This window comes from Paraburkholderia sp. FW306-2-2C-D06C (assembly GCF_058781505.1).
Map to the genome: position 1 here is coordinate 1 of NZ_JBYSWU010000105.1, position 7,331 is coordinate 7,331.

Sequence of the window (7,331 nt, forward strand, 5' to 3'; positions counted from 1 at the left end):
CGGGCAAACCGCTACACCCAGCTTGACAGAGGCGAAAGGAGGGCTGACCGCTTGATTGGGCTTCCGAGTTCGGCCAATTTCTGCCATTCGCATAATCACTGAGAGCGGCGATCAATCAAGGTCTGCGTGGGACAGGGTTCGGCCATCAGCGCTCATTCACGGAACCCCGAAGGGCACTACACTCTGTTCGATCCCACGCCGCATTGCCTGCCGTGAGGAATCGCCTGACGTAGGCTTCCATTGTCCATTGTGTAGTATCTCCCTCGATATGGCGCCGCGGACGTCGCTGCAGGCTGGTCTCGAACACGATTACGTATTTGGGGAATGTATGAAGACACCGAAGTCGGGTTCCGCTGCCGCTCCGTTCGACGTTCCGACCGTTGATCACTTTCGCTTCCATCGGCCTCATGCGCACCTTGCCACGGCGTTCGGCAATAACAGCTTCGCGCTCAAGGCCGAAGCGTTCGCGCGTTTTTTTGGCACGCCCCTTTTTTTAGGGGCACAGACGGTAATCGTCGCCATCTGGATTGGGGTGAACGCCCTCGGTTTCACGAAGTTCGACGTTTACCCATTTATTCTCCTTAATCTGGCATTCAGTCTCCAGGCAGCCTATGCCGCGCCGCTTATCTTGCTTGCCCAGACGCGACAGGCAGCGCGAGACAACGCACACGCCGACGCTGACGCGCAACACAGGGAGGCTCTTGCAGTCGCTAACGAGCAGCGGCAGGCAATTGCCGCGCAAAACGCGGCACAACTGCTGGAGTTGCTGCAGAGGAACACGGAACTGACCGAACTTACCCAAAAATTAATTGAGCGTGTCGAAACGCTGACCACCGAGTTGCATGAGAAGCTCGTGCAAAAAGACTCAAAATCATAAATACGGCTCCCTGACCATCCGGGTCGTAGTTAATGTTGGCATTGGTGAGATACCCCTCCACTAGAGGGGTATCTAGAGGCGAGTGAGCGTTCGATCGCGGTGGCGAGAGGCGCTCCGCGTCCTCCTGAGACGTTCGACATCCGTCCCAGTGCGGCCACGAGGCGTCATTCGCCCGTCCTGCGGCTCGGACGCTCAGACGTCGGTGCCACTCAACAAACGGCCATTCGGCTGGTGAAGACAAACGGTGCTTCGGCTGGTTCAACCGGTTTCGACGGCTCGCGCGCGACTATGAACGGCTCCCTGAATGTCTGGTCGGTTTGCGGCCTTTCCCGAAAGCGATAGAGGTCATCGAGGCGCGCAATGTGGCTCTCGCTGAAAGACCCTGAGGGCCCACCCGCACTGGATGTGATCCACATGTTCGCCCGGAGCGCGCTGACCACCTTCGGGACAACCTGCGTCATTCCTCAGGACGTGGGTTCTGCGGTCCCAATCATGGGACTTGCCTCCTTTCCAGATATTGCTCGACGAAACTGAGGATTGCCTTGGACTGGTAACCCCTCGCTAGCCGGCAAAGGTGGTCGGCGAAAAGACGATAGCGCTCGTCAAGCTCGGTAAGGTGCGTGGCCTGTTGCACGATGGCACGCACGTCGCCCAGTCGCGCCAGGTAGTGCAGCGCTTCGATTTCCCCCGGCGGCGGCACAATCAAGGTCTCCATGGAGGGATCGGCGGCGCGTACAGCCGTTCGGCCCGCTCCGGCGGCTTGCGTCTCCGGAACTTCGTCGCTCCACTCGATATTCAGGAGGGCCGCGATCTGCGACAACAGCCCACTGAAGTCAACCGGTTTTGACAGAAAGGCGTCTGCACCAGCCGCCAGGCTTTTCGCCGCATCACTCCCCGAGGCGCCGGCGGAAACCGCAATGATGGGCAGATCCCCGAACTCCGGCATTTCGCGCAGGCGCCGCGTGGCTTCGAGCCCGTCCATCCCGGGCATGACGACATCCATCAGAATAAGCGCCGGCCGTAGCGCCTTGGCTTTCTCCAATGCTTCCAGTCCGTTGACGGCCTCCACCACGTCGAATCCGAGCTGGCCGAGCATATCGACCGCCACAGCACGGTTTGCCGCTACGTCATCCACGACGAGAATGGTCTTGCGCGGCCCCTTATAGCCGCTTACCGCCCATTCGAGCGGGACGACAGCTGCCTGAGGCGCCACCACCGGGACGTTTAGCTCGAACGAGAAGGCGCTGCCAGCACCGCGGCGGCTGTCGACGTGGATCTCGCCACCCATCAAGCGCACAAGCTGCCGGCTGATGGCCAAGCCCAGCCCCGTGCCTCCAACCCGGTGCTGAGCATCGCTCACCTGCTCGAAAGGCCGGAAGATTGCCTCCAGACGCGCTTCGTCTATGCCAATGCCGGTGTCCTGCACTTCGAAACGCAGCCGCACGGGCGGCAGGCAACCGACGCGCAGGCGCACGCTGCCCTTTTCGGTAAATTTGATTGCGTTGGAGAGCAGGTTGAGCAGCACCTGGCGCAGCCGTTTTTCGTCGACCCGCACGCCCGCGGGCAGATCGGGTGACATCTCGCACGCGAAGGCCAAGCCCTTTTCCGTTGCCTTCACCCGAATCGTCTCGGCGATGAAGTAGATGAACCGCTCAAGCGGAATGTCGGATAGGTTGAGCTCTGCCCTTCCGGCCTCGATTTTGGCCATATCCAGGATGTCGTTGATGATCGCAAGCAGATGTTCGCCGCTGCGCTGGATCACCGTGATCCCGTCGACCTGGCTTTGATTGAGGCTCTTATCGCGCTTCAGGATCTGCGCGTACCCTAGAATCCCGTTCAACGGCGTGCGCAGCTCGTGGCTCATGTGCGCAAGAAAGTCGCTCTTGGCCTGGTTGGCCGCATCGGCGTGTTCCTTGGCGACGGCCAGTTCAGCCGTTCGCTCGCGGATCATATCTTCGAGGTGCTCGCGATAGCGCCGCAGTTCCTCTTCGGCACGCTTCTGCTCTGTGATGTCGCGTGAGATGCCGAGCAGGAACTGCGGCTCGCCGCGCACGTCGACGATCGGGATCTTCATTGTGTGCACCAGGCGCGGCCCGTGACGTGTGTGAACCGGCTCCTCCGGGACGTCGACCAGCTGCTGCGACTCCAGCACGTCACGATCCTTCAGCGCGAAGAAATCTGCCTCCTGCGCCGGAAACAGGTCGTGGACGGATTTGCCGATGAGTTCCTCGCGCCGGTAGCCGAGCAGTTGCTCTCCCGCCTTGTTAAAACGCACGAAGCGCAGCGTCGCCGCATCCTTGACGAAGATCATGTCGGGGATGTTCTCGATGATGCTGTCCAGGAAGTGCTCGCTCGCTCGCGCAGCCTCTTCGGCGTGCTGTCGTTCGACGATCTCCGCCGTCTGGCCCGCAAGCGCCGTGCTGAGTTCGGCCGTGCGCTGTGTAACGCGCGCCTCGAGTTCGGCGTTGAGCTCCTTCAGCGCATCCTCGGCCTGCCTGCGCTGGCGCCGGTCTTCGAGGAACTGCTCGACTGCGCGCGCCATATCGGCAATCTCATCGCCGCCGTGAACGGGGACGCCGGCTTGCACGCTGTCGACATCACCGTGCCGCAGGAAGTGGCTGACTCGGCGCAGCCGTGCCACGACGTGGCGACCGAGGAATGCGCGGGCGATCAGCCAGGCAAGCAGCAGGCTCACCGCAACTTCGCCGACGACCCACCTGCGCGTGCGGCCCAGGTCTTCGGCCAGATCCTGAACCGCTTTGCGGTAGTCGCGCGTGAAATAATCCGACTGCTGGCGCGCTGCAGCGGCCAGAGCGTCGGCCTGGCGGCGCAGATCGTCGTCCAGGCTGGCCAATGACACGCCGGGCCGCGGCGCGGACGCCGGCCCGGCTCCGGCGCCCAGCGCGGTCTCGCGCACCTGCGCCTCGATGTTGACCGTGTTGCGGAAGCGCTGGCTCGATCGATGCAGCGCCAGCGCGTCGACACCGAGGTTGTCGCTCGTGGTAGCGGAGGCCAGGCGGTCCACCAGGCGGTCGAAGGATGCCAGCTGTTCGATGACATGCCGATGCGTCCCGCGCACAGACTCCACCGTATCGTCACTGGATAACTGCAATGCCAGGCGTTCGATCATCAGAGTGCGCTGCGCCAGGTCTTGTGCATCCTCCTGCCGAGCCAGCCGCTCTTCGGCCAACTGGCGGATAGCGCGGGCCGAATCGGCCAACGAGTAGACGGTCGTGGCACCGACCGCGACCACCAGGGTGGCCAGGCACGAAACCACGAGCGTGAACTGCGCGGTGAGCGATCGTGGGAGCGGAAGTTTCACGGGCGTTGCCAGATGCGGCGATAGACGTCGCGATAGCCGTTGGCCGGGTCGTAGAGAAGACGATCGCCGCCGTCCGCAGCGATGTTGTCCGCCGTCACGAGATGCACCGGAAACACGTAACCCGTGACGCCTCCCCCGGCGAAGAGCCGGTTCATCTCGTCGACCAACTGCCAGCCATGCAGATTCAGGGGTTCGGCCACGGTGCCCGTCTGGAAGCTGCCCGTCCGGATACGCAGGAAGGCGGACTCGCTGCCGTCGCCAGCCGACAACATGGCCATGGCGGCGTTCGGCATTCCGGCCTGGGTCAGCACCGGGGCGGCGTAGTCGAAGTAGATGTCGTTGACGGCCAGCGCATACGTCCAGCGCTTGCCATACCGCGCGAGCAAGGCGCGTGTCGTGCCCGGCATCAGGTCCTGGCAGTGCGAGATCGCCACGTCGCGCACTTCGAGCAAGGTGCAGCCGCTGCACGCACGCACAACGGCAGCCATTTCATCTGCCTTGCCTTGCGCAATTCGGAAATTGGAGTCGGTGAAGATGACGACTTCCGCATGCCCGCCGGACTGCACGATGGCCGCCAGTGCGGTCACGCGCGCGACCTCGAGCGGATCCGTCGCCACGTTCATCGCCACGGGCGTGCCCGGCACCGGTCCGGCCTGGGCCGCGACATGCCAGCCGACGATCGGAATGCTCCGCTCGGCAAACGGCCGCAGCCCGGGCAGCAGGGCGAGTGCGTCGCCACCGACGATAATCAGACCGTCTGGACGACTTGCCAGCGCATTCGCAAGCATCTTCAGCCGCAGATCCGGGGTGCCGCCGGAGTCGAATATCTTTGCGCTCCAGCCGATGACCCTGGCCGCCTCCAGCACACCGTCGACTACGCCGACGATGCCGCCGTTGCGCAAATCCTCGGCGACGATGGCGACGCGTTTCCGAGGTTGGGCGCGCGGCCCGTTGCCCGGCCCGTTCCAGGGTGCGGCGGGTTGCGCCGCGACATCGACGACGCGCTTCGCTCCGGCCAGGTAGTCCTTCGCGGCGACCGTGGTCCCGGGCGCGGGGGCAATCGGCATACCCTGCGCCGCAGCAACCGACAGCATACACGCGCATTCCAATGCCACCAGCAAGCCCCTCATGCTGTTCCCCAAGGGCCTCGTCGCAGTTGATTGACCGCCATTGACGACGTACCCAAATGCCGCGCGCAGGGTGACCCTGCGAATAAGATAGTACACCCCGATGGCCGCGTGTCATCGGACATGCGCGCTGCCGCCTCGCGCGAGCAGAGCGATGACCGTTCGCCAGTTCGATTAACGCAACTGGAGCGACCGGCCTGTGACTTGGTGACGCATCACTTGCGCGGCACGGCTCGGGGCAGCCTTGGCTAGCGATCCGCAACCGTCGTTGAAGGTCGAGAACGTGCCGGCAGCGGCGCAGGCACGAATGACCGTTGCGCCCAGTAAACGGCCCTTCGATCAGGGGTCCCCTCAGGATTCGGATTTTTAAGCACAAAAAAATGCGAATCCTGAGGGGACCCCTTATCCATTGCCTTGCGATTTCTCAGCACTTCCGGCAGCCAGCCCGTTTCTGCAATCCGAAGCTCGGCAGCCGCAGCGGCATCGCCCTTCTTCATCCTCGCAGTTCCGCCGCCGATTCCGGGGAAACCGCCTCGGTCACCACGTCGATGATCCTCGCCTTCGATACGATCTTCGCCTCCAAATTAATTGCTTGATGGTCGGCGCATGCGCACTTGGCGAGCCACCGGTTCCGGCATTGGATGCGTACACAACTAGCAGCGGCGCACGTACACCAAGGCGGCCTTGGCGACCACGGTGACGTTCCCAGAAACTAGCCGGGGCGCGGGAACGGGTCGATCTCTGCCGGGTGCGGTCGGGTCGACCGGGGACCGCCTCGTCGGCTCTGCATCGGGCCGGGTTCGGCCGAGGATTGCGGTAGGGATGCCCATTACTGAGCCCCCCGCACATAGATCCCGGCGTGCCCAATTCGGGCACCGTGCTCCTACCTCGGGTGTTTGACGGCGAAGCGCCGATCAGGCCACGGATGAAGGATTCGGGGGGCGGACGCCAGGCATTGGCGATTCGCCTCATTCGCTCCCACGTCATGGCGTCCTTCTGACTACGCCGCCGGAGCGTGCGCCGCCATAGATCGGTGACGTGATGTCGAAATGCGCCGAGTGCCCGCGAGTTGGTGGGCACCGCGTGCGCAAAGTATCCGCGAACCACCTGCCTGAGCCAATGCCCTTGCACTGGAATCGGTTCGTGCATGCGCTTCCGTAGCGCCTCCTTGATCCGCCTGAGTTTCGCCTGCATGCTATCCCCTCGAGTCTTCCGCTGTAACTGGAAAGCCCTGCGACGAGACCTGCCGCAGATAAAGATGAAACCAAGGTCTCCGGTCGGCCATGACCCCGGCTCTGGCGGTTGACCGCTGCAGAGGATCTCAAGAAACGGATTTTTTCGTAATGTAATGGACTCCACCCACCCCGGACGCTTCGGCATACTCGGTCGAGTCGGGTGACCAGCGGCGTCAAACCCGCCTGAGACGAGGAATCCATCATGAATTGCGTAGCTACCGTGATTGGCCCGGATATTTCGAGGAGCGTGTTCGTCGCCGTGGGACGCGACGATCAGAAGCAGGAGGCGTTCAGGAAGAAACTTTCCCGACGTCAGGTGTACTTGCATTTTTCGCAAGAGCGACGCTGGCTAAGGTCGGCATCGAGGCATGCGCTGGCGCGCATCATTGGGCCCGGGCGCTGTCAGACCAAGGGCATGATGCGCGCCTGATCGCCTGGCAGCACGTCAAGACGTATCTGAGCGGGAACAAGAATGACGCGAACGATGCGGCGGCCATTGCGGAAGCCCGCACGCGCGCGATGACGAAATACGTTCCAGTCAACACCGAAGCACAGCAGGACCTTCAGATAATGCATCGTTTCCGGCAAAGTCTGATCGAGCGCCGCACTGCCGTGATCAACCAGGCGCGAGGTCTTTGTCAAGGCCAGTGCCCGCCTAAACAATCGTGCCGAAAATAGCCGTCAGCCTACGCGTGTAGTGGTCAAGTTATTTCGGACAGGCAGATAGGTTCTTTCACTGTCGGTTTCGCCTCGTAGGCAGCGGGCGACAG

The 7,331-nt window shown here is 62.7% G+C and carries 5 protein-coding genes; 3 read left to right on the plus strand and 2 right to left on the minus strand.

From position 1 onward, the window contains the following. Positions 1 to 328: 328 nt before the first annotated feature. Positions 329 to 877: a DUF1003 domain-containing protein gene (locus AC3WLT_RS36630; RefSeq protein ID WP_492596438.1), complete on the plus strand. Its 549-nt coding sequence runs from the start codon at positions 329 to 331 to the stop codon at positions 875 to 877. A 490-nt stretch (positions 878 to 1,367) separates the two neighbouring features. Here AC3WLT_RS36630 and AC3WLT_RS36635 read toward each other — a convergent pair whose 3' ends face one another. Then, complete coding sequence (locus AC3WLT_RS36635) at positions 1,368 to 4,199, minus strand: ATP-binding protein (protein WP_492596439.1); 2,832 nt, start codon at positions 4,197 to 4,199, stop codon at positions 1,368 to 1,370. After that, positions 4,196 to 5,329, minus strand: a complete 1,134-nt coding sequence (locus AC3WLT_RS36640) for a substrate-binding domain-containing protein (protein ID WP_492596440.1) — start codon at positions 5,327 to 5,329, stop codon at positions 4,196 to 4,198. Before AC3WLT_RS36640 ends, AC3WLT_RS36635 begins: the two co-directional genes overlap by 4 nt. Positions 5,330 to 5,706: 377 nt before the next feature. On the opposite strand from AC3WLT_RS36640, the gene AC3WLT_RS36645 reads away from it, so the two are divergent. Continuing rightward, positions 5,707 to 5,922 carry a hypothetical protein gene (locus tag AC3WLT_RS36645; RefSeq protein WP_492596441.1) on the plus strand — a complete coding sequence of 72 codons (216 nt, stop codon included), beginning with the start codon at positions 5,707 to 5,709 and terminating at the stop codon, positions 5,920 to 5,922. An 846-nt stretch (positions 5,923 to 6,768) separates the two neighbouring features. Continuing rightward, positions 6,769 to 7,239, plus strand: a complete 471-nt coding sequence (locus tag AC3WLT_RS36650; RefSeq protein ID WP_492596442.1) for an IS110 family transposase — start codon at positions 6,769 to 6,771, stop codon at positions 7,237 to 7,239. Positions 7,240 to 7,331 lie beyond the last annotated feature (92 nt).